Below are 22,801 nucleotides of genomic sequence, written 5' to 3'. Positions count from 1 at the left end.
GATCATGACAATCTTGCCTTTCCGGGATCCGCGAGGTTCGGCGCGCCGGCCGTACGGAACCGTCCGGTGCGCTGTACGAGAATGACGGCGACGATGATCAGGCCCTTGAGCACCTGCTGCCAGAAGCTCTGTACGTCGTACAGATTGAGCAGATTGTTGATCAGCGCCAGGACGAGCACTCCGGCGAAGGTGGCCCGTACCGATCCCTTGCCGCCGGCCAGACTGGCACCGCCGATCACACAGGCGGCGATCGCGTCGAGTTCGAAGGCCGTGCCGACGCTGGGCTGGGCGATACCGACGCGGCTGGCGAGGATGACGCCCGCGAGTCCCGCGCAGGCGCCGCTGATCGTATAGGCGAGCACGATATGGCGGCGGACACCGATACCGGCCAGCCGTACGGTCTCCGCGCTGCCGCCGATCGCGACCAGCGAGCGGCCCGCCGGAGTGCGGCTCAGAAAGATCCCGCCGACCAGGAACACCGCCAGCATGATCAGGGTGGAGAGGGGCAGCGGGCCGAGCACCGCCGAGCCCAGTTCGAAGAAGCCTTCCTTCTCGGGCGCGACGGGCGTCTCCGAGTAGACGAAGGCCAGTCCTCTGATGGTGGTGAGCGCCGCCAAGGTCACCACGAACGGCGCCAGTTGGAACCGGGCGATCAGCACTCCGTTCATCAGGCCGAAGCCCATCCCGGCGGCCAGACCGATCAGCATCGCGAGCGGGACCGGCAGTCCGGCCGAGAGTCCCGCGGCGACGATGCCGGAGAAGGCGACCACCGAGCCGACCGAGAGATCGATGCCACCGGTGAGGATCACGGTGAGCATGCCGAAGGCCAGCAGTCCCGTGGTGACCATCTGCTTGAGCAGATTGGTGAGATTGCCCTCGGTGAGAAAGGCGTCCGTGGTCGAGCCGGCGATCGCGACGAACGCCACGAGCAGCACGGCGAACCCGGCCTCCAGAGTGAGATCGCGTCCGGCCACGACCAGCTTGGGCGGTCGGGGCAGCCGGGACGGCCGACGGCCGGGCGGAGCGGGCCCGTCGGAGCCGGCCGGCTCGGCGGGCTGGGCGGAGGTGGTCAGTTGGTCGGTCATGCGGTGTGTCCGATCGCGTGGGCGAGGACGGTGTCCTCGGTCGTACGGTCAGAGGGCAGCTCCGCGGTGAGGCGGCCCTCACGCATCACCAGCACCCGGTCGGTGGCGCCCAGCACCTCCGTCAGATCGGAGGAGATCAGCAGAACGGCCATCCCGGCGCGGGCCAGTTCGTCGAGCATCCGGTAGATCTCGGCTCGGGTCGCCATGTCCACGCCTCGGGTGGGCTCGTCGAGCAGCAGCACACGCGGTCCGGTGAGCAGCCATTTGGCGAGCACGGCCTTCTGCTGGTTGCCGCCGCTGAGAGTGCGTACGGGCAGCTTGGCGCAGTGCGCGGGCCGGATGTCCAGCCGCTCGACCATGGCGGTGACCTCGCGCCGCCGTCTGCCGGTGTCCAGCAGCGGGCCACGAGTGGTGGTACGCAGTGTGGTGAGACCGATGTTCTCCGCGGTGGTGAGGCCGAGCACCAGGCCCGTGCGCTTACGGTCCTCGGTGACCAGCGCGAGCCCGGCGGCGATCGCCTCGCGCGGAGAGCGGAAGAGCTGGGCGCCGTCGGGCGTGGCGCCACTGCCGGACGTGGCAGTGGGACCGCCCTCGGACATGCTCCCGGACGCCGTGACGCTTCCCGCGTGCGCGGGCTCGGCGCCGAAGACACAGCGCGCCAGTTCGCTGCGGCCCGAGCCGACCAGGCCGAAGAGTCCGGTGATCTCGCCCGCCCGCAAGGTGAACGAGATGTCCCGGAACTCGCCCGGGCGGTGCAGTCCGGAGACCGTGAGCAGTGGCTCGCCGGCGTCGGGCCGACGGGTGGGATAGAGCCGGCCGGGCCCTCTGCCCGCCATCAGCCGGATGAGTTCGTTCTCGTCGGTGCGCTCGGGCACGGTCTCGGCGACGATCCGGCCGTCCTTGATCACCACGATGGAGGTGGCCAGTTCCGTCACCTCGGCGAGGCGGTGCGAGACGTACACGATCAGCACACCACGCCGCTGGAGCCGGCGGATCAGCGTGAAGAGCGCCTCCAGATCGCCGCCCGCGAGCACCGCCGACGGCTCGTCCAGCACCAGGATTCTCGGCTCACCGCCCTCGCTCACCAGCGCCTTGGCGATCTCCACCATCTGCTGTCTGGCCACGGTGAGCCGGCCCGCCCTGGTGCGCGGGTCGATCGCGCCGTAACCGATGGACTCCAGCAGTTCACGGGCGCGCGCATGGGCCGCCCGCCAGTCGATGAGACCGCCGAACCGCCGTGGGAAGTGGCCCATGAGGAGGTTCTCGGTGACCGACAGCTCCGGTACGAGCGTCAGTTCCTGATGGACGGTACGGATGCCGTGCGCGTGCGCGTCATGCGGTGAGCGCAGCTCGACGCGCTCACCGTCCAGCCGGAGTTCACCGGCGCTCATCCGTTCCGCACCCGCCAGGATCTTGATCAGCGTGGACTTGCCCGCTCCGTTGGCGCCGACCACGGCGAGCACCTCACCGGCCCGTCCGGTCAGATCCACGCCGTGCAGTACCTCGGTGGAGCCGTACGCCTTGCGCACGCCGCGGATCTCCAGAGCGGTCCGGGCGGTGCTGCTCACCCGAGGGCCTCCATCACCACGACGGTCTTCTGCCGGGTGAACTCCAGGGCCGTGTCATGCAGTCCCTCGGCGGAGCCGCCGGTGTCCCTGGGCCCGCCGAAGGGCAGATTCTCGGCGCGCAGCGCGGTGGAGCCGTTGATGATCACACCGCCGACGTCGAGCCGGTGCGCGAGAGTGAAGGCGCGCTGGATGTCCCGGGTGAAGACGGCCGCCTGGAGTCCGTACGGCGACGCGTTGGCCATCCGTACGGCGTCCAGCGGATCGGCGAACCGGGCGACCGGCGCGACCGGGCCGAAGATCTCCTCGGCGAACGCGGCGCTGTCCTGCGGTACGTCGACGAGGACGGCCGGGTCGCTGAAGGCGCCACGGCGAGGGCCACCGGCCACCTTGCGGGCGCCGTCCGAGACAAGCGCGGCGACCGCGGCCTCGACGCGCTCGGCCGCCTGCTCACTGATCAGCGGTCCGACATCGGTGCCGTCGGCGAGCTGATCGCCGACGGTGAGTTTGGCGGCGCCCGCGAGCAGGGCGTCCACAAAGGCGTCATGGACGCCGTCCTGGACATACACCCGTTTCACCGCGCAGCAGATCTGTCCGTTGCCGCGCGCGAGCCGGCCGAGGACGACGGCGTTGGCGGCCTCCTCGACATCGGCGTCGTCGCAGACGATCAGCGCGTCGTTGCCGCCGAGTTCGAGATGGACCTTCTTCAGGGTGTCGGCGGCGCGGCGGGCGATCTCACGTCCCGCGAGCGTGCTGCCGGTGAGGCTGACGGCGGCTGCGCCCGGGCGGGCGGCCAGTTCCTGAGAGACCTGGACGCCACCGGTGAGCAGTTGGTGGGCGCCCTCAGGAATACCGGCCCGCTCCACGAGCGCACCGATCCGTAACAGGGTGAGCGGGCAGCGTACCGGCGGATGGACCAGGACGGAGTTGCCCGCGGCCAGCGCGGCGGCGGCCTTGTGGGCGTAGAGCTCCACGGGATAGTTGAACGGCACCAGCGCGGCGACCGGGCCCAGCGGCTCCCGGAGTGTGACGGCGAGATGACGCTCCAGACCGGGAACGGCACCGAGCGGGATCTGCCGTCCGAACAGTCTGGTCGCCTCACCGGCGAAGCCCCGGAAGATCCGTATCGCCGCGCCGACCTCCTCGGTCGTCTGGAAGAGCGGCTTGCCGTTCTCGGCAGCGAGGAGCCTGGCCAGCTCCTCGGCCTCGGCCTCGATCAGATCGGCTGTGCGCAGCAGAAGCCGGGCGCGCTCATGGGCGGGCATGGCTGCCATGGCGCGCTGCCCACGCGCGGCGGCGGCGAGGGCGGCGTCGATACGGTCGGAGGTGAAGTCCTCGACATCACCGAGATGCTCGCCTGTTCCTGGATTGTGCACGGACAGCGGTGCGGTACGGGTCGGCATGCGTCGCTCTTCCTGTACGGGCTGTGGCAGGTGCGGGCTTGGCAGGCAGGTGCGGGCTTGGCAGGTGCGATCGGACACTGCGGAAAGTGCTGCGATGGTGGCCCGCCGTGAGCAATTCGTCAACACCTCTAACAAAACCGCTCGACGCCTGGCTCAAGGGCATCGCCTCGCAGGCGGGAGCCCGTACGACGCCTGCGGCGCGGGCGGACGCGCGGGCGCGGATTCTTCCCGGGAGGACGCACAATGAGTGACCGTCACCGTCCCGCCGGCGCGGGTTCCGCCGGTGGCCGGCCCTCGCGAGTGATGCCTGGGCCGTGGTGGGTGCCGCCCGGTGACACGTCATTCATCGACAGGCATCGACCCGGTGCACACCATGGGAAGGAAGCCGAGCGGCTGTCCACCGGTAGGTGTGCCACCGAGCCGTCACCCGGGCGGACGGCGCCCTGACGCCTGTACGCTCCGCAGCCACCGCTCCCGCCCGCCGATTCCTGTCCGCCTGGACCGGCGCCATCCGTATTTCGGCGCGATCAGGACTGGCGCGCGGAGCGACCACCGTACTCACAGTCCCGGGCCCCGGGACCGGTCCGTCCACCGTCCGGCGGGGACTCGCCTGCCCATTGACCGAAAGGCTCCTGTACGAACCTCGCCATCCGCACGGACCATCGGTTGGATGGGCATACGGCACTGAGGTCAGTCAGGGCCCGCTACCGCCCCGCGAGCCGTATCCAAAGGCACCGGTCCACCCTGGAAGGTAGACATGGCCTCTGCGCGCATGAACATTCTCTTACGCACTCCGGCACCGCGCGGCGACTTACGCGTGCCGAGAGGCCGGACCCTGATGATTCATCCGCCCTACGTCCATGACAACTACCTCGCCCGCGAGGACACTCCCTTCGCGCCGGACCGGCTTCCGTTCCTGCCGGTCGCGCCGCTCTACGCCGCCGAGCTGATGGAGCGTCATGAGCTCGCCGAGCCCACGCTCTTCGACTGCCAGCTCCACGATCTGCGTGACGCCGCCGATCTGGAGGAGTACGACTCCTTCGGCATCGCGGTCATGGGCGCCCAGAACATCGCCCCGGCGACCCATGTCCACCGCTATCTCACCGTCGACCGCGGGCTGCCCGCCGATCGTGTGCATATAGGCGGGCAGGGCATAGAGCGGCTCTCCCGTGAGGAGTTCGGACGGATCTTCCCCGGTGCGCACAAGACCGACCGGCAGGCGCTGTCCGGGCTGCCCGGAGCCATGGACATCGATCTGGAGCGCCAGCTCGACAAGCTCCCCGAATCCGATCTGCGCGTCTATCTCGCGCATGAGATGACTCTTCCGTTCAGCCAGGGCTGTATGTTCGGGTGCAGCTTCTGCGGCGCGCAGACGCGCAAGCGCGAGACGTTCTTCAACGTACGGGCCCATCTCGACACCGCCTGCCGGCTCGCCGAGCGCTTCGGGCTCTCCTCGCTCAACCTGTACTGCACCTCGCTGGACTTCTTCCAACAGGCCCTGCCGGGCGGCGACATGGAGCAGCTCACCGCTCAGCTCGAATCCGTCATCGAGCTCAAGGAGCGGTATCCGGGCCTGGACATCGACCTGCACGCGCTCACCCGCGCCGACTCGTACAACGCCGCGATGGTCTCGGACCAGGTACGCGATCTGGTGCTGAGCGCGGGCTTCAACCGCTTCGGCTTCGGTGCCGACGGCGCCGCCTCCGTCGAGGTGCTGCGCGCGATGCGCAAGCACGCCGACACCCTGCGCTCCGATCTGATCACGGCCTTCCAGCACATGGAGGAAAGCGGTCTGGTCCCGGAGATCCTCTATGTGTTCGGCGTTCCCGAGGAGACCGCGGAGACGCTCGCCGAGACCCGCGATCTGTGCGGACTGCTGCTGGAGACCTTCCCGACCTCGGAGTACCGCGGCTTTCCCGCGAAGAACGAGATTCCCGGAAACGCCAACTGGAACCGCGCGGGCTGGAAGGGCTCCGCCGCTCATCAGCGGCTGCTGGACGAGCCCGACCACTTCCTCAATCTCGGCTTCGAGACGCTCGCCAACGAGATCTCCCACGAAGACCCGGAGATGCGGATGCTGGTGAACCGCTACGCCGTGGACATGAGCCGCCACGCGCACGACCTCGGGCGCGTACGCAGCTATCTGACGGTCCCGGTCGCCTCGCCCGACGCCCAGGTCATGGACGACCGCACGCTGGACGGCTTCCGCGAGATCGTCGCCCACTACGCTCCGGAACTGGCGACGGGACTGAACGCCGGCAATCTCGCGGAGCGGCGTACGGCGCTCAACTCCGCGATCCCGAAGGACTACTGACCCGGTCTCCTGCGTACCGCCGCCTCGCTACCGGATCGCGACCAGTACATAGCTGTTGCCGAACTGCCAGACGGGAGCGGCATGTTCGAAGCCGGCCCGGTGCAGCAGTTCCATATGCAGGGACAGCGGCAGCCCTTCGCCGGCCCCGGCGATCGGACCTCGCCGCGCGCGCTCGTCCAGCAGATCCGCGAACTCCGGTTCCCCGGCCGCCGCCGTCCACCAGGACTCCCAGTCCTCATGGGCGAACGCCTGCTGGCGCAGGGCCCGGCAGCGGCCGACGTGCGCGGCGATCCGGGAGTGCCCGGGCCCATGGTGGAGCAGATGGTCGGCGTTGACGAGGACTCCGCCGGGACGCGTCAGCCGCGCCAGCTCCGTATAGGTCCGGCGCAGGGCGGCCTCGGAGAGATAGTGCAGCGCGGTGGTCGAGACGGCCGCGTCCAAGGGCTGCTCCAGCGCCAGAGCCTCCGTCCAGCCGTCCGCTCCGATCTCCGCGTCGACATAGCGGGCGGCGTCCGCGTGGTGGGTACGGGCCAGCTCCAGCAGCAGCGGATCCATGTCGACCGCCACGATCTCCGCCCGCCGCAGTCGGGCGGCCAGCCGGGCGGCCAACGAGCCCGGACCACAGCCGAGATCGAGGATCCGCGGGCGCGGCCGTCCCTCCGTCACATGCTCGACCACATCCGCGATCACCGTGAACCGCTCCTCGCGATCGACCGCGTACCGCTGCTGCTGACGCTCCCATCGCCGCACCCACGACTCGGCTGTCGCCATGCTCAGACCCATGTGACCGTGCCGCCCTCACTCGTCTCGCTCGTCCCGCGCCGGACCGACACCGCCAAATCTACATCTGAAAACGGTTCCCATTCTCCTCCGATGGGTGAGTTTCACTCCAGCGTGGCAAGAACGGCGAGCAGCCGGTCGATTTCCTCGGGCGTGTTGTACACATGTGTGCTCACCCGCACCGAACTGGTCTTCTCACCGGCGCTGCCCTGGCAGTGGCCGTCGGTGCGCACCATGAAGCCATGGCTGAAGAGGATGAATCCCAGATCGCTCGCACCGATGCCGCGATGCCGGAACGTCACGATGCCGCAGCGGTGCTGAATACGGCTGTCCAGCGCCAGACTCCGCTGGCAGCCGAGGATCTCGTAGGCGCCGAGATGCCGCAGCCCGTCGGTCAGCCGGAGCGCGAGGGCGGTCGTCCAGCGCTCGATCCGGTCCGGGCCGGCCTCCCGCAGCCAGTCGAGTGCCGCGGCCAGGGAGGCGATGCCCGTGGTGTTGGGTGTGCCGCTCCAGCCGCCCGGGACGAACCGCGGCCCGCGCGTCTGACGGGCCCAGACGGCGCCGGAACCGGGCAGCGCCAGGGCCTTGTGTCCGGAGAAGGCGACGAAGTCGACATCGAGACCGGCGACGGAGACCGGCAGATGGCCCATGCTCTGCGCGGCGTCGAGACAGATCACCACATCCGGCCCGACGGCCGCGCGGATACGCTGGACGTTCATGTCAGCGCCGTACACATGGTGCACATGGGTCGCCGCGACAAAGCGGGTCCTGGGACCGACCGCCCTGGCGAGTGCGTCCGGATCATAATCGCCCGAGGACGTCTGGTACGGCATCTCCCGTATCCGTATCCCGATTCCCTGGGCCTCCAGCAGCTTCCGGGCGTCCAGCCACGGGACCAGATTCGCCTGGTGGTCCGCGAACGGTACGACGATCTCGTCGCCGTCGGTGAGGAAGGCGGGCAGCCAGTCCTGGGCGACGGTGCGCAGTCCCTCGGTGGTGCCGCTGGTGAAGTGGACGGTGGACCGCTCCGGATCCGGGTCGGAGAGAAAGGACTTGATCTGCTCACGGGTCCGTTCCGCCAGTTCGGTGGAGGCATTGGCCCAGGGATAGGTTCCGCGCCCGGCGTTGGCGTTGGCGGTGGTCAGATAGGTCTCGACGGCCTGTAGTACGGCCTGTGGCTTCTGGGCCGTCGCGGCGCTGTCGAGATAGACCAGATCCGGATGCCCGGTGATGATCGGGAACATGGCGCGCAGTGGACGCTGCCAAGGGATCAGATCGTCCGGGAATGCCGCCTCTTCGTGGTCGCGCTCGTCGTGGTCGCGCGGGATCGTCCCGGTCATCGCGTCACTCCCTGACCAGCGGAGCGCCGGCATCGCGCCAGGCGATGATGCCACCGTCCAGACTGCGCGCGTCGGTGTGACCCATCCGGCTCAGCAACGCCGCGTACCGGGCGGATCTGTCGCCGACGGGACAGGTCAGCAGGACCGGTTTGCGCCTGCTGAACGGCAGACCGCCACGGACGAGTTCGGCGAACAGCTCGTCGGTGATATTCACCGCGTGCTCGATATGCAGCGCGGCATACGCGGACGGACTGCGCAGATCGATCACCAGAGGCTGCTCCCGCGCGATCCACTCCTGCGCCTCCCGCGCACCGACGGTCACGACGGCGGCGAGCTCGGCGGCGGACACATCGAGGAGTGAGTTCTTACGGGCGGCGAGACCGATCAGTTCGGGACGGCGCTGTTTCACATAGCTGAGATAGCTCTCGATACGGTCGCAGACGATGAAGACGGCGGCCTGGCGCTCGTCGCCGTCGGTCAACGCGGCGTCGGCGGCCCGCAGTTGGCGCACCGTTCCGAAGTAGGCGGCTCCTCCGGTGGGCCCGGCGAGGATGCCGCAGCGGCGGGCCAGCGTGAGCATTCCGTCGATGGCCTCGTCGGCGGTGACCGGCTCCATCGTGTCGTAGGTCGCCGGATCGAAGAGACCGACCTCGTGCACCTCGTCGATGGTACGGATGCCCGGTATGAAGTCCGACTTGTCCGCGACCAGCCCGACGACCCGGACCCGGGAGTCGTGCTCGCGCAGCGCCCTGGCGACACCGGTGGAGGAGCCGGCGGTGCCCACACACGCGATGAACCAGTCCGGTACGCGTCCGTCCAGGTCCTTCACGATCTCCGGGCCGGTGCCGAGGGCGTGTGCCTCGGTGTTACGGGCGTTGAAGTACTGGTCCGTGTGCAGATAGGCGCTGTCCGGATCGGAGAGGGCGCGGTGGAAGAGCGTCAGCGGATCCTCGGTGTCGGTCGGGTCGAGACATTCGCTCTGTCCCGGCAGTTCCTCGATCTCGGCGCCCAGCAGAAGCAGCAGATCCTTGATCTCCGGGATCCGCATCCGGTTGGTGACGCTCTTGAACGACAGCCCGTGCATCCCGGCGATCACCGACAGCGCCTTCGCCGTGTTCCCGCTGGACAGTTCCACGAGCTGACTGCCGCGCTCCATGGCGGTGGCGAGACCGGGACGGGCCATGTTCCACGCGGCCCGGTCCTTGACCGAACCGAAGGGATTGAGCATCTCCAGTTTGGCGTAGAGGTCGATGTGCCGCAGGCCGTGCACCTCCGGATCGATGCGTACCAGCGGCGTGTTGCCGATGACCTGGGTGATGCTGTCGTACCTCATGCCCTGCCCTCCTGGCACAGCGTCGGCCAGTACTGCTCGTCCAGACTCCATCGCCAGATGCCGTCGCCGTCCCGCCACGCGGCCACTTTCCGTCCGACGGGGAGGTGTTGTGCCCGGCTGGCCTGGAAGTCCATGCAGTAACCGGCGGTGTTCACAAAACCCAGCAGATCGCCGGGGCTCGGGAGGCGCGGCAGGAAGACCATCCTGCGCGAGATCAGATCGGCTTCCAGACACAGGCTGCCCGCGAGATAGACCCCTACCGCGTCGCCGCTGTCGGTCACGCTGCCCCCGTCACGCCCGATGACAACAGGGTCCATGACGATTCCATGGTCCTCAAGGCCTATGTCGTCGGCCTTGGCGGCGAGGCGTACGAGGTGCTCCCCGGCCTCGGTGCGCCGTACGTCGAGTACCCGCGCGAGCGTCAGCCCGCACTGGTCGGCGAGGGCCCGGCCGGGCTCGGTGTAGAGGTCGTACAGATTCTCCAGGAGCACGGTGGACAGCGTCCGGCCGCCGAACGAGGGAGCGGAAGTCGACAGCAGTGCGTCGAGATAGCCTTCGGCCGCGACCGGACGGTATCCCGGATAGAGCCCGAGCGAACCGCGCAAGGTGCCCGCGTCATCGCGGAGGCCGTATCCGTAGCCGCGCCATGTCAGGGCCGGGCGCCGGCCCAGGACCGCCTTGGTGAGTTCGGTCGTATACCGTTCCCACTGCTCCTGATGGGCGAGGTAGTTGACGCCGTAGCCGCCTCCGATGTCCACCACCCGTGGTCTCAGGCCTCGTTCGCGCAGCGTGTCCAGCGCCCTGACGCAGCCTTCGAGCGCCACCGCCTTCTCGGCCACACTGGTGGTGTCCAAGTGGAAGCCCACGCCGAGGAGTTCGACGGCGTCGCCGTGCCGTTCGACGGCTCCCACCAGGCTGTCGAGCTCACTGACCGGAGTGCCGAAGCGGCTTGTCCTGCTCAGCACCTTCACTCCGGATGTCCCGAACGCGGACAGCCGCAGCAGGATCCGTACCCGGGGCAGCGCGTACGAGCGGACGATCCCGGCCAGGGCGTCGAGTTCGGTGCGTCCGTCGACATGGACGGTCACTCCCGTACGGGCGGCGAGCCACAGGAACTCCGGGCTCTTGGGACCGGTGGCCATGATCCGGTCCGGAGTGAACCCCGATCCGAGCGCGTGCTGTAACTCGCCCACCGAGGCGACGTCCACGGCCGCGTCGGTGGCGGCGAGCCGGCGCATCAGTGCGCAGGAACGATTCGCCTTGTGGGCGAACCAGACCTGGCCGCCCAGTCGGTGCTTCCGGTACGTGGCACGGAAGCGTTCGGCGTTGTCGGCCAGCTGATCGGGGAGCACCACACCGAGCGGTGACCCGAGCGCGTCGACGAGCGAGCGTGTGAAGTCTTCCGCCTGGAGCAGCGCCGCCAGGCGTGGCTCTGTGCGCGGCTCCAGATACAGAGGCTCCGGATACAGAGGCAGAGCGCTCATAAGACCTCCTCATACGGACATGCCGGCCCGCCTTCCTCATTACAAGCGACATTCATTTCCCTTTTCGGGAGCCCTTACGCGCCGTGTCGGCGAGGAAGGCCGGGGAAGGCCAGGAGGTCCGGCGGGCGCGGCGGCCCGTACGTACGAAGCGAGCCGCTCCGCCGATGGGAGCGACTCGCTTCGGGAGCCGAGGCCGGGCCAGGGCACAGGGCCCGGACATAAGGCCTGGACATAAGGCCTGGACATAAGGCCGGGGCCCGGGCCGGGCCCGGGCCTGGCGGGACATGGGCTCAGTGGTCGTCCCAGTGCCCGTCGTGGCCGGCGTGCCGGTGGCCGTCGTGAACATAGTCGACATGGCCGTCGTGCGGCACGGCGACATGTCCGCAGCCCTCACCATGGCGGTGCGGATGCTCGCTGTGAGCGGTGTGCCCGGCGGGCTCGCACTCGTCCACATGGTCCGCGTGGACGCGATGCAGATGGCCGTCGTGCTCGTAGTCCACATGGCTCTCGTGCGGCACGGCGACATGACCGCAGCCCTCACCGTGGTGGTGCGGGTGGTCGGTATGAGGAGCGTGTGCGGTGGTCATGGCTCCCTGCCTTTCTCCCATGGTCCCTCGATGCGGGCCGCGCGGTTGTGGCGTTTCGCGCCAGTGGCTCAATACTGCTCTTCCGGGCGCGGTCCCGCAGTTTTCCGTTACGCGCGGATTACCGCCATGCGCGGACCGCGGGCCCGCTGCCCACGCCAGGACAGGCCGTTCCGGTGCCGCGGAGGCCGAGGCCGGGCTTGTATCGAATGGCCTACGGAGGCGCCTTCCGGCCGCCGCTGTCAGCCCACGCACTCGTGACTGTCACCGCCGCTGCGGCACTGCCGTCCCGAGCGCCCGGGATCGTAGGAGGGCGAGGGCGCGGGATCCTCCGGGGCGCAGGGTGTTCCGGCCCGCGTCGGACACGGCGGCAGCGGTGCCGGATGGGCACGCTCGTACGAGTCGTGCCAGGCGGCGACCGTGACGCACAGCGCGAGCGCCGCGACCAGAAGCTGGACGGACCCGGCGAACGGATGCGCCGCACGGAAGAAGATGATGGCGATCGCCAGCACGGCCAGCGTGAATCCGGCGGTCCAGAGCGTCGGTACCCAGTCCATCGGCGGCGTCGCGACGCGCGCCTTGGAGTTCGCGTACTCGCCCGGCCGGGCCCAGGTACGCAGCCCCAGCGCCACGCCCAGCATCAGCGCGAACAGCGTCTCAAGAAGCAGCATGAGCAGACCGAGACAGCCGCCCTCGAACCAGTCGCCGCGGGTGTTCGAAGGATTTCGGCGCCGCTCGCCCTGCGGCGGAGACGGTATACGGGAACCAGGAGTCCAGGTCATGGTCGTACATTCGTACGGAACCTCGCGCTCCATGCCGCCCTACACCGAACCGGGATCAAGCCGTGCCGCTCCCGCCGCCGTCCGGGCATCATGCGCGGTATCCGGCCAACTGTCCTCAGCCGAGCCGCCATTGACAGCCTTGAAGAGTTGTCCAATCATCATCAACAGCGTGATGCGGAATGACGCGAGGGACGCGAGTGGACCAACTCGCGTGCTGAGCAGGCCAGTTGGTCGAGTGGCGAGAGTGCGCGGTTGAGACGCCCTGTGCAGTACCTGGATCGGCCGGGCCCGGGGGAGCCTGCCCGTGCGGCGTGGTGAGGAGGAGCAGCGTAGGCCGTCGGTCCCGTAGCGGACCGGACAGGAGACGGAAGACATCCCTCTCCCATCTCCCACCGACCTTGGACTCACACCGGCCTCGGACAGCTTCGCGAGCATCCGCGTCAAGGTCGATTCCGCCCGAGTCAGTGCTTCTCACTGCTCCCTCACGGCTTCTCGGCGTGACAACGATGTCCGCGCCCGTCCGTCCCAGGACGATGGCGCCTCACGGTGATCCCCAACTCCGTACTGAGCCTCCCCCAGGGGAAAGGGCTGGTCTTGTCGGCGATACGCGGTTCTCACAGCATGACCACCACACCGCCTCGCGCGGTACCGGTTGCGACCACGGACGGGCCGCCGACGGACGGACCGTCGTCGGACCGGCCGCCGACGGAAAGCGGAACGCCTCCGGCGCTGTCGTGGGCGCAGCAACGGCTCTGGGTACTGGCGCAGTTGGAGGGCGCCAGTACCGCGTACAACGAGCCGATGGGCTTCCATCTGCGCGGCCCGCTCGACCGCGCGGCCCTGGTCCGCGCGCTCGACGCGCTGGTCGCGCGGCACGAGACGCTGCGCACGCGGCTGGTGTCCACGGAAGGTGAGCCGTACCAGCGGATCGATCCGCCGGACACCGGATTCGCCCTCGTGGTGGAGGATCTGACGGATTGTCAGGACATCGCCGCTCGCCTTGCCGTCCGGCAGCGCGAGGAGTCCTTCACACCGTTCGGCATGAGCCGGGGCCCGCTGGCGCGCGGCAGGCTGCTCGTCCTCGGCGCGGACCACCACATTCTGCTGCTGACCGTGCATCACATTGTCTTCGACGGCCGGTCCAGGGACATCATGCTCCGGGACCTCGGCACGCTCTACACCGCGTTCCAGCAGCGGACGGAGCCCGCGCTTGCGCCGCTGACCTGGCAGTACTCCGACTACACCCACTGGCAGCGGCAGTGGATGTCCAGCGACGAGCCCGCCGCGCAGGCCGCGTACTGGACGGCGAATCTGGCCGATGCGCCGCCACTGCTGGAACTGCCGACCGACCGGCCGCGACCGGTCGAGCAGGACTTCCGCGGCGGCCGGGTACGGATCTCCCTCGGCGCCGATCTCACCGCGGCGCTGAAGGCCCTCGCCCGACGGCACGGCGTCACGCTGTACTCCACCATTCTGACCGGCTGGTCCGTGGTGCTGTCACGGCTGAGCGGCCAGTCGGACATCGTTGTCGGAGTTCCCACGGCGAACCGAAGGCGCGGCGATGTCTCGGAGTTGATGGGCTTCTTCGTCAACAGCCTCGCGGTGCGCGCCGATCTGTCCGGCTCGCCGACAGGGACCGAGCTGCTGGCACGCGTACGTACCGCGCTCCGTGGCGCTCTCCACCATGTCGACCTGCCGTTCGAGCGTGTGGTGGAACTGGTCGCACCGCCGCGCAGCACCGCCCATACTCCGCTGTTCCAGACCATGTTCGCCTGGGTTCCGCCGCTGAAAGGGCGGCTGGAGCTGGCGGAGATCGAGGTGGAACCGCTCGCCGTGCCGCACGCGCCGGCCAAGTTCGATCTGGCGCTGGCGCTGCTGGAGGAAGACGGCTGTGTGGTCGGCGATCTGGACTACGCCACCGCCCTGTTCGACCACGGTACGGTCGAGCGCTACGCGGGCTATCTGACGCGGGTGCTGCGGCAGATGGCCGAGCGGCCCGACCGTGCGGTCGCGGATCTCGCGCTCATGGACGCGCGGGAGCAGCAAGAGCTGCTGACGAGGTGGAGTGGTGTCGGGCAGAGCACCCGACGGCCCTCGTCCCGGCCGGAGAGCCTGCCCACGGGCCCGGTCGGGGGCCTGGTCGACGGCCCGGTCGAGAGCCTGCCCGCGGACCCCGTCGACGGTCTGCCCGAGAGCCTGGTCGAGCGCTTCGAGGCCCAGGTCCGTGCCCGTCCCACAGGTCTCGTCCTCGTCCGCGGTGAGGAACGGCTCGACTACGCGGCGCTGGAGCGGCGCGCCAACCGTCTGGCGCACGCCCTGATCGCCCGGGGCGTCGGTCCCGACCAGGTGGTCGGACTGCACACCACACGGTCGACGGCTCTGGTGGTCGGCGTCCTCGGCATCCTCAAGTCGGGCGCCGCCTATCTGCCGCTCGATCCCGGTCAGCCTCCCGAGCGGCTGGCCGCGATGGTGGAGGACGCCGTACCGGCTCTGGTGCTGAGCGACGCCGCCGTACCGCCCGAGGGCTGGGAGGATCTGGCCGCGGTCGAGGCGGAAGGGCCGCGCGACGACGCTCCCGGGATCGCGGTCCGGCCGTCGCATCTGGCCTATGTCATCTACACCTCGGGCTCGACGGGCCGACCCAAGGGAGTGGCGGTGACGCACGCCAGTGTCACCAATCTCTTCGGCCACTGGCTGGCGCGGTTCGGCGCGGCGCCGGGCGAGCCGGCGTCGTTCTGGTCGAGCATCGGCTTCGACGCCTCGGTGCACGAGATCCTCATGCCTCTCACCACCGGCGCCGTGCTGCATATCGTCCCCGACGAGCTGCGCGGCGATCCCGAGGCGCTGATGGGCTGGCTGCGCGACCACCGGATCACCCAGGCGTTCCTGCCTCCCTCCTACGTCAAGTGGATCGACGAGGATCCCGGCGCGCGTCTGGCGGGACTGGCGCTGCGTCAGCTGCTGACGGGTGTGGAATCGCTGCCCGAGTCGGCGCTGTACCGGATGCGGCAGACCCTGCCCGGACTGCGTATCTGCTACGGCTACGGGCCCACCGAGACCACGCTCTACACCACCGCCTACGACGATCCGCAGCCTCGCGACCGGCAGTGCCCGATCGGCCGTCCGCTGGACAACACCCGGCTGTATCTGCTGGACGAGCGGCTGCGGCCCGTACCGGTCGGGGTGGCGGGCGAGGTCTTCGTCGGAGGCGCGAGTCTGGCGCGCGGCTATCTGCACCGGCCGGATCTGACGGCCGAACGGTTCCTGCCCGATCCCTTCGTACCGGGCGAGTACGTCTACCGCACCGGTGACATGGCCCGCTGGCTGCCCGACGGCAACGCCGAGTATGCTGGCCGCCGCGACGACCAGCTCAAACTGCGTGGCTTCCGTATCGAACCGGGCGAGGTCGAGGCGGCGCTGCTGGCACTGCCCGGTGTACGGGAGGCGGCCGTGATGGCCGACCGCGAAGGTCCCGGCGAGCCGCGTCTGGTGGCGGGAATCGGCCGGGGCGACACCGTCGCCGGCTCCGGCACGACCGCCGGGTCCACCAGGTCGCCGCACGAGTGGCGTACGGCGCTCTCGCAGCGGCTGCCCGACTATATGATCCCCGCGGTCTTCGTCGAACTCCCGCGTCTGCCGCTGAGCCGGAGCGGCAAGCTGGACCGCGCGGCACTGCTGGAGCTGGCCCGGTCCGCGCTGCCCGCCCATCAGGTCAATACGGCCAGTCCGCGCGACCACGTGGAGATGGCGCTCTACCGGATCTGGCGGAGGCTGCTGCTCCATCCGGCTGTCGGCGTCTCCGACAGCTTCTTCGACCTCGGCGGCACCTCGATCTCCGCGATCAAGATGGCCCATGCCGTCCGTGAGGAGTTCGGCGAGACTCTGCCGATCCGGGACATCATGCTGCATCCGACGATCGAGGCCCTGGCCGAACGGCTCAGGAAGGGTACGTCGGGACGGCCCGACGGAGATCGGCCCGACGGAGATCGGCCCGACGGAGATCGGACCGGCGGAAATCCACGCGACGGCGATCCGCTCGGCGGCAATCTGATCGAGTTCCGGGAAGGCGACGGGCGGCAGCGCGTCATCTGTGTCCATCCGGCGGGCGGCACCGCCTTCTGCTATCTCTCCCTGACCGCCGCGCTGCCCGAGTCCATCGGCGTCCAGGGCATCCAGTCGCCCGGTATCAACGCCGGAGAGACTCCGCTGCCGACGATCGAGGCCATGGCGCGGGAGTATCTGAAGGCCGTCGATCCACGGCCCGACGAGTCGCTGGTCGTGTGCGGGCTCTCGTACGGCGGCCTGATCGCCCATGAGATGGGACGCCTGCTGACGCTCGCCGGACACGCCCGGGTGAGTGTGGTCCTGCTCGACACCTACGGGACGGAGGACCCGGCGCAGCGGGCCGCGATCGCGCCGGTCGAGTCGTCCGAGTTCCGCGAGAAGCTGGTCAGGTTCAACGGGATGTATCCGGGCATCGAGGACGACCAGATCGACCGGTACTTCCGTATCTACAACCACAACCGGATGACCGCCCGTGACTACGAGGTCCCGGTGTCGCCGGCCCGGCTGGTGTTCGTACAGGCCACCGAAGACGGCGACGGTGGCGAGGACGGGTCCGCGGTCGCCTCCTTCTGGGAGCGGCGTGCAGGCGGCGGTCTGGTGGTCGAGCCGGTCGGCTGCGGGCACTGGGATCTGCTGGAGAGCGACGAGGTGCCGCGGGTGGCGGAGCTGATCGCGGCGGAACTGGCCCGGATGCCGGCGGCCCGGATGCCGGCGGCGCTCCCGGGCGCGGGAGAGTCCGATGCCGTACAGCCGGGCTCCGCGGCACAGCCGGCCCATCCGTCCGCCGCACTGGAGGCATGATGCGATCCGGAACAACCGGCCTCCCTGCCACTGCCCCGGCCTCGGCCACCGGCCTGGCACACGCGGTACGTGAACAGGCCCTGCGCACTCCGGACGCTCCCGCGCTGATCGACGGTGAACGGCGGCTCGACTACGCCGCTTTGGACGCCGCCGGCGCCTCGGTCGCCCATGCGCTGCGCCGCGACGGTGTACGGCCGGGCGAGGCGGTCGCGGTCGCTCTGCCGCGCTCCTGGCAACTGGTCTGCGCCATGCTCGGCATCCTGCGGCTCGGCGCCCGTGTCGTACCGCTCGACGCCCAGAGCCCACCGGAGCGGCTCCACCACATCCTGACGGACTCGGGCAGCGTGACGGTGATCCACGGCGGAACCGCACCCGGCTCCGAGGCCGGGCCGGACTCCGAGGCCGTGCCGGACGGTCTGTCTGAAGTTCTGCCGGAAGGCATACGACCGCTGCCGGTGGACGCGTTGCTCGCGGCCCGACCGGATGAACAGGGCGCCCAGGAACCGCCGTTCACGGGAGCGCCCGTCTCCTTCGTCTTCTACACCTCGGGCACCACCGGCCGCCCCAAGGGCGTCGAGATACGGGACGCGGGCATTCTGCGGCTGGCCCGGCCCGGCTATGTCCGGCCGGCGGAGGGCGCCCGTTTCGCCTGTCTGTCCAATCCCGCCTTCGACGCGCTGAGCTTCGAGGTCTGGGTGCCGCTGCTGACCGGCGGCTGCTGTGTGATCCTCGACGACGAGACCGTCCAGGCGCCGCACACACTCGCCGCCGCACTGCTGCGGCTGCGCATCGACACGATGTTCATCACGACGGCGCTGTTCAACGCGGTGGTCGAGACCGTGCCCGACTGCTTCGCCGGCGTCGGCCAGGTCCTGATCGGCGGCGAGCGGCTCAACGCCCGTCTGATCAGCCGCTGGTACCGCCACAACGCGTCGAGTACGACCCAGCTCCACAATGTGTACGGTCCGACGGAGACGACCACCTTCGCCGTGTCCCATCCCATTCCCCGTGACTTCGACGGGAGCGTGGTGCCGATCGGACGGGCGCTGCAGGGCACCGGAACACTGCTGGTCGTGCCGGGCACCAACCGTACGGCCGCGCCCGGCGAGGTCGCCGAGCTGCTGCTCTCCGGCGACGGTCTCGCGGCCGGCTACCGCAATCTGCCCGAGGAGACCGAGCGCCGCTTCGTCCGGCTCCCGTGGTACGACGGCGGCCGGCAGGTCCACTACCGGACCGGTGATCTCGTACGGGCCGGCACCGACGGCCTCATCGAGTACATGGGCCGGGCGGACCGCCAGGTGAAGGTCCGGGGCTTCCGTATCGAGCCCGGCGAGCTGGAACAGCGGATCGTGGCGCATCCAGCGGTGCGGCAGGCGTATGTGTGCGCCCGGCGCGACGGCGAGGACGGGCCGAACGAGCTGCTGGCCTATGTGGTGTTCGGGGACGATCTGCCGTTCGACGAGTTCGACCGCCATCTCGCGGCCGGGCTGCCCGCCTATATGCGGCCCCACCATATCCATCGCGTCGACGCGCTCCCGCGCACCGCCAACGGCAAGGTGGACGAGGCCGCTCTGCTGTGTCTGGACGTACGGCCCTGGCGGCGCCCGGACGCGGCGGAACGGACAGCGGCCGAGGAGGAGACGGCGGTCACCGGCCGGCAGCGCGAGGTGCTCGCCCTGGCCGAAGAGATCCTCGGCACACCCGGAATCCGGCCCGGTGACCGCTGGATCGCTGTCGGCGGCGACTCCCTCAAGGCGCTGCGGCTGCGCTTCGAGGCGCGCCGGCGCTGGGGCTGCGAACTGCCGCAGTCGCTCGTCCTCCACGGTGACTTCGCCGGGATGGCCGACGCGATCGACCGGGCGAGAACCTCCGGCGACTCGCCGTATCCGACGCCCGCCGCTCCGTCGGGAGCGCGTCGCGCACCGGCCACCAGCGAGCAGCAGCGGCTGTGGCTGCTGCAACAGCGCGCACCGCGCTCCACGGCGTACAACGTGGGACTGGCCTTCCGGCTGACGGGCGCCGTCGACGCCGAGGCGCTGCGGCGCGCGCTGCGACGGCTGGTGGAGCGTCATCCGGCGCTGCGTACCGCCTTCGAGGCGGCGCCCGAGGGACTGCTCCAGGTGGTGGACGAGCCGTACGATCCCTGGACCGAACCGGACCCGGAGGCCGTCGGCGACGGGACCGGCGGACAGGGCCTGGCCTTCGCCGAGAGGGACTTCGCCGACCGGTTCTTCGCCCAGGGCTTCGAGCTGGCACGGTCCCGGATGCTGCGGGCGAGCTGGCTGCCGCAGGACGGCGGCGGAGTCCTGCTGCTGCTTGTGCACCACATCGCGGTCGACGGCTGGTCGGTCAACATACTCCTGCGGGATCTCTCGGACGAGTACGCGGAGGCTCTCCGGGACGCGGAAGCACCGGGAGCAGCCCACAGAGGCACAGACGCACCGGCCGCACCGGCTCCCACTCCGCTCGACTACGCCGTCTGGCAGACCGACTGGTTCTCCCGGCCCTCCTATCTCAGCCAGCTCGATGAGCTGCGCGCCCACTACGCCGGTCTGGAGGGAGCGGCGCAACCACTGCCGCCGGCCGGCTCCGGGCCCTTCTCCGACGGTCGGCCGCCGGAGGGACGGCTGCTGCACTCCTCGCTCGACGCCGCCCGTCGCGCCACCGTGGACCGGCTCTGCGCCGAGCTGGATCTGACGCGTTTTCAGCTGCTGCTCGGTGTCTTCGCCTGGAGCCTGTACGGAGTGACCGGACTGACGCGTCCGCGCGTGGCCGGACCGGTGGCCAATCGGCCGGTGGAGGAGTTCGGCGCCAGCGTCGGCATGTTCGCCAATACCGTCCTGCTGCCGCTGACCGTCGCACCGCACGAGGATCTGCGCGCCCAGTCGTTGCGTCTGGGCGCCGGTGCGCGTGAGGTGCTGGAGCGGCAGGACGTGGCGCTGGCCGATGTGCTGGCCGACCGGGAGGCGGGCGCGGGCGCAGGCGCAGGTACTCGTACCAGCACCGGCACCGGCACGGCTCCGTTCGACTTCCTGTTCGTCCTGGAGAACACCGACTTCGCCGCACTGGCGCTGCCCGGCTGCGCCTCCCGGCCACTGTGGTGGGCTCCCGCCGAGGCCAAGTGCCCGCTGACGCTCTCCGTGGTCGAGCACGCGGACGGCTTCGACTGTCTGTGGGAGTACGCCGACGACCACTTCGACGCCGCCGAGGCCGAGGCGATGTCCGCCCTGTTCCTGCGAGGTCTCGACCTGCTCGCCGACGGAGGTACGGCGACGCCCGCCGAGCTGGCGGCTCCCTACCGGAGCACTCTGCCCGACCACGGCCGTGGCGCGGCGGCCGACCCGGCCTGGACGACGATGGCCGACGGCTTCGCGCGGCAGGTCGCGCTGACTCCGGACGCACCGGCTCTGATGACCGATGACGGCGCGGTCGGTTACGCCCGGCTCGACGCGTACGCAGCGGCCCTCGCCGCCGAACTGCGGGCGGCGTATCCGCAGCCGGAGGAGCACGACAGCCCGTGCGCCGTCGCGCTGTACTTCGAGCCCTCGGTGGAGCATGTCGTGGCGCTCCTGGCGCTGGCCCGGCTCAATCTGACCGCCGTACCGCTGGATCCGTCCTATCCGCCCGCCCTGCTGCGCCAGATCCTCGCGCAGGTGGAGCCGCTCTGTGTGCTGCTCCCGCCCGGCGCCGGGACGGCGTTCGACACGGTCGATCCGGGCGGAGCCGTACGCCACACCGTCACCCTGCCGACCGCCGGAGATCCGGCCGGAGGACCCGCCCACGAACCGGCCGACGGACCGGCCGACGAACCCGCCGTACCGCCGCACCATGGCGCTCGTCCCCTCTACACCCTGTTCACCTCGGGCTCCACCGGCACTCCCAAGGGCGTGCGGGTGTCCGACCGTACGCTGGCCAATCTGCTCCAGTGGCAGACGGAGTCGGGCGGTCTGGCGGCGCCCGCCGCCACCCAGCAGTTCTCCATGCTCTCCTTCGACGTCTCCTTCCAGGAGATCTTCGGCACGCTGTGCGGCGGCGGATGTCTGCATCTCGTACGGCCCGGCTGGCGCCAGGACGCTCCGGCTCTGCTGGAGCAGCTCGAATCGGCGGGCATCGAGCGCGTGTTCATGCCGTATGTGGCGCTCCAGCTCCTCGCCGAGCACGCCGTCCATCTGGGCCGCTATCCCTCGCGGCTGCGTGAGGTGGTGACCGCGGGCGAGCAGCTCGTCTGCACCGACGCCATCCGCCGCTGGTTCGCGGGCATGCCCGGAGCGCGGCTGTTCAACCACTACGGCCCGACCGAGACACATGTGGTCAGCGCCCTCTGTCTCGAAGGCGATCCGGCGCGGTGGCCGGAGCGCCCGGCCATCGGCCGGCCCGTCGCCGGTGCGGTGCTACGGGTGGTGGACGAGGCGGACGAGGCCGTACCGCCCGGACGCACCGGTGAGCTGCTGATCGGCGGAACGATGGCCGCCCGCTGCTATCTGGGCGATCCGGCGCTCAACGAGACGCGCTTTGTCGAGCTGCCCGGACTCGGGCTGTTCTACCGCAGCGGCGACCGGGCGCACTTCGACCGCGAGGGCCTGCTGCACTGCACGGGCCGCGACGACCAGCAGATCAAGCTGAGCGGGCACCGGCTGGAACTGGGCCAGGTCGAGGCGGCCCTGCTACGGCATGCCGAGATCGTCAACGCCGTGGTCGTACACGACGGCGACGAGCTGGTGGCCTGCCTCCAGTTCCGGGACAGAACACCGACGGCCGAGGCGCTGGCGGCCCATTTGGTCCCGCTGCTGCCTCCGTACATACGGATCGGCCGTTTCCGGCGGCTGACGGCGCTGCCGCTGACGCCCAGCGGCAAGCTCGACCGCAAGGCCGCCCTACGGGCACCGGGTGAGGACCTGCGCCGGAGTTCCGCCGCCCTGCCCGCGCTGTCGGAGCGCGAGGCCCGGCTGTCCGAGGCGTTCGAGGCGGTGACCGGCTCGTCCATCGGCCCCGACCAGACCTTCTTCGAGGCCGGCGCGTCGAGTCTGGGACTGATGCGCTTCCACCTGCGCTGCACCACCGGACTGGGACTGCGCTTCACCGTCGCCGACCTGTTCGAGCATGTCACCGTACGCGCGCTGGCCCGCTTCCTGGACGGGCAGGCGGCGGTGCGGACGCCTCTGGCTCGGGACCGTACCGGCACCGCCCAGGACCGTACGGACCGTACCCGCGCGGCCGACGAGCCGATCGCCGTCATCGGCATGGCGGTACGGCTGGCCGGCGCCG

General features: G+C 70.0%; 13 protein-coding genes and 1 pseudogene. 4 read left to right on the top strand and 10 right to left on the bottom strand.

All coding sequences use genetic code 11. The annotated features are described in order from the left end of the window. Nucleotides 1–2: 2 nt before the first annotated feature. The 3 genes from GA0115259_RS03585 to GA0115259_RS03575 are packed head-to-tail and all read right to left on the bottom strand — an operon-like array spanning nt 3 to nt 4,053. The gene (locus tag GA0115259_RS03585) at nt 3–1,085 is read right to left on the bottom strand and encodes an ABC transporter permease (protein ID WP_093590688.1); all 1,083 of its coding nucleotides are present in this window, start codon (nt 1,083–1,085) and stop codon (nt 3–5) included. Further along, entirely contained in the window at nt 1,082–2,653 is a 1,572-nt protein-coding gene (locus tag GA0115259_RS03580) for a sugar ABC transporter ATP-binding protein (protein ID WP_093590685.1), read from the bottom strand. The genes GA0115259_RS03585 and GA0115259_RS03580 overlap by 4 nt, the downstream gene beginning before the upstream one ends. Further along, the gene (locus GA0115259_RS03575; protein WP_093590682.1) at nt 2,650–4,053 is read right to left on the bottom strand and encodes an aldehyde dehydrogenase family protein; all 1,404 of its coding nucleotides are present in this window, start codon (nt 4,051–4,053) and stop codon (nt 2,650–2,652) included. The genes GA0115259_RS03580 and GA0115259_RS03575 overlap by 4 nt, the downstream gene beginning before the upstream one ends. An 838-nt stretch (nt 4,054–4,891) precedes the next feature. Here GA0115259_RS03575 and GA0115259_RS03570 point away from each other — a divergent pair. After that, nucleotides 4,892–6,367 (top strand): radical SAM protein, encoded by a 1,476-nt coding sequence (locus GA0115259_RS03570; protein ID WP_093590679.1) that lies wholly within the window; start codon nt 4,892–4,894, stop codon nt 6,365–6,367. Between the two features lie 27 nt (nt 6,368–6,394). On the opposite strand, the gene GA0115259_RS03565 is transcribed toward GA0115259_RS03570, so the two are convergent. The 6 genes from GA0115259_RS03565 to GA0115259_RS03540 form a co-directional block, all read right to left on the bottom strand. Further along, on the bottom strand, nt 6,395–7,150 hold the full coding sequence (locus GA0115259_RS03565) for a class I SAM-dependent methyltransferase (RefSeq protein WP_093590676.1): 756 nt from the start codon (nt 7,148–7,150) through the stop codon (nt 6,395–6,397). A gap of 101 nt (nt 7,151–7,251) precedes the next feature. Then, entirely contained in the window at nt 7,252–8,487 is a 1,236-nt protein-coding gene (locus tag GA0115259_RS03560) for an aminotransferase class V-fold PLP-dependent enzyme (RefSeq protein ID WP_093590673.1), read from the bottom strand. Between the two features lie 4 nt (nt 8,488–8,491). Beyond that, nucleotides 8,492–9,820 carry a pyridoxal-phosphate dependent enzyme gene (locus GA0115259_RS03555; RefSeq protein WP_093590670.1) on the bottom strand — a complete coding sequence of 443 codons (1,329 nt, stop codon included), beginning with the start codon at nt 9,818–9,820 and terminating at the stop codon, nt 8,492–8,494. Further along, complete coding sequence (locus GA0115259_RS03550) at nt 9,817–11,304, bottom strand: type III PLP-dependent enzyme domain-containing protein (protein ID WP_093590667.1); 1,488 nt, start codon at nt 11,302–11,304, stop codon at nt 9,817–9,819. Before GA0115259_RS03550 ends, GA0115259_RS03555 begins: the two co-directional genes overlap by 4 nt. A gap of 290 nt (nt 11,305–11,594) precedes the next feature. Then, nucleotides 11,595–11,891 carry a hypothetical protein gene (locus GA0115259_RS03545; RefSeq protein WP_093590664.1) on the bottom strand — a complete coding sequence of 99 codons (297 nt, stop codon included), beginning with the start codon at nt 11,889–11,891 and terminating at the stop codon, nt 11,595–11,597. A 239-nt stretch (nt 11,892–12,130) separates the two neighbouring features. Continuing rightward, nucleotides 12,131–12,670, bottom strand: coding sequence for a DUF6234 family protein (locus GA0115259_RS03540; RefSeq protein ID WP_141716440.1), 540 nt, complete (start codon nt 12,668–12,670; stop codon nt 12,131–12,133). Nucleotides 12,671–13,291: 621 nt separating this feature from the next. On the opposite strand from GA0115259_RS03540, the pseudogene GA0115259_RS03535 reads away from it, so the two are divergent. Then, a pseudogene (locus GA0115259_RS03535) lies at nt 13,292–16,597 on the top strand (amino acid adenylation domain-containing protein); the annotation flags it as partial. Nucleotides 16,598–16,607: 10 nt separating this feature from the next. On the opposite strand, the gene GA0115259_RS42675 reads toward GA0115259_RS03535, so the two are convergent. Further along, complete coding sequence (locus tag GA0115259_RS42675; RefSeq protein ID WP_370747207.1) at nt 16,608–16,691, bottom strand: pentapeptide repeat-containing protein; 84 nt, start codon at nt 16,689–16,691, stop codon at nt 16,608–16,610. Between the two features lie 26 nt (nt 16,692–16,717). Between GA0115259_RS42675 and GA0115259_RS42670 the strand changes: the two genes are divergently transcribed. Together GA0115259_RS42670 and GA0115259_RS03530 are read left to right on the top strand one after the other, a co-directional pair. Continuing rightward, nucleotides 16,718–17,536 carry a thioesterase domain-containing protein gene (locus tag GA0115259_RS42670; RefSeq protein ID WP_370747204.1) on the top strand — a complete coding sequence of 273 codons (819 nt, stop codon included), beginning with the start codon at nt 16,718–16,720 and terminating at the stop codon, nt 17,534–17,536. Beyond that, the coding region (locus GA0115259_RS03530) for a non-ribosomal peptide synthetase (RefSeq protein WP_176732417.1) at nt 17,536–22,801 on the top strand (5,266 nt) is incomplete at its 3' end. The genes GA0115259_RS42670 and GA0115259_RS03530, both read left to right, overlap by 1 nt.

It is taken from the genome of Streptomyces sp. MnatMP-M17, from assembly GCF_900091995.1.
Lineage (GTDB): Bacteria > Actinomycetota > Actinomycetes > Streptomycetales > Streptomycetaceae > Streptomyces.
The sequence above is the reverse complement of the archived record's forward strand: the minus strand, read 5'-3'. Positions and strand labels throughout refer to the sequence as shown.